Source organism: Vibrio sp. D173a, from assembly GCF_030248475.1.
The window spans coordinates 1-794 of sequence record NZ_JAHGAH010000999.1 but is presented as its reverse complement, the minus strand read 5'-3'; the positions used below and the strand labels follow the sequence as shown (position 1 = coordinate 794).

Sequence of the window (794 nt, the reverse complement as noted above, 5' to 3'; positions counted from 1 at the left end):
ATGATAGAGCTCCCAGAAGTCTTCCCATCAAATGAGATCTATCAAACCACGATTGTGAGTGCACTAAAACAATCACGTCTGAAAATCGATGCGGTCGCATTTGGTGATATGTTCTGTAATGGCATTGCTGACTATCGCAGAAGCTATATAGAGCCCGCAGGTTGGGAGTGCGTATTCCCGTTACTAGGAGAAGAAAGTGAAGATCTTGCTAAAGAGATAATAGAAAGAGGCATCGAAACCTTCTTAGTTACTGTCGATACCAATGCACTAGCAGCCGAATATTGCGGACAAACTTATACCCAATCATTAATAGAGAAACTCCCGGAAAGAGTAGACCCTTGTGGTGAAGACGGTGAGTTTCATACTTTAGTGACAAAAGCGCCTTCATTTAAAGGCGAAATAGATGTCTCACTACAAGAGGTAGAGAAAGGAGAGCGTTTTGTTCATCAACGTTATCAAGCCAGCATAAAGCGCGATGAAGTTGGCGAATAATAAGTGAAGGGGTATCATTGCTGCGAATTTTCTTATAGGTAGGTACAGTGTTGGGCGAGCAGCAAAAAAACATATTGGTGTTTGATTCAGGGGTAGGAGGTTTATCTGTCTATAAAGAGATAAACAAGCTACTGCCAAATCATAACTATATCTATGCCTTCGACAACGAAGCATACCCTTATGGTGAACTCGACCAGCAAGTGCTTATTCAACGAGTCCAGCAGATAGTTGCTAGCTTTATTGAAAGCCACGCCATCGATATCGTGGTGATTGCGTGTAATACCGCAAGCACCATAGTGCTA

At 42.4% G+C, this 794-nt stretch carries 1 protein-coding gene and 1 pseudogene; both read left to right on the top strand.

The window, feature by feature from the left end:
• A partial coding sequence (locus KIV40_RS30850; RefSeq protein ID WP_285353100.1) for an ATPase occupies positions 1–492 on the top strand: 492 nt, incomplete at its 5' end.
• Positions 493–539: 47 nt separating this feature from the next.
• Positions 540–794 (top strand): annotated as a pseudogene (locus tag KIV40_RS30845) (glutamate racemase); the annotation flags it as partial.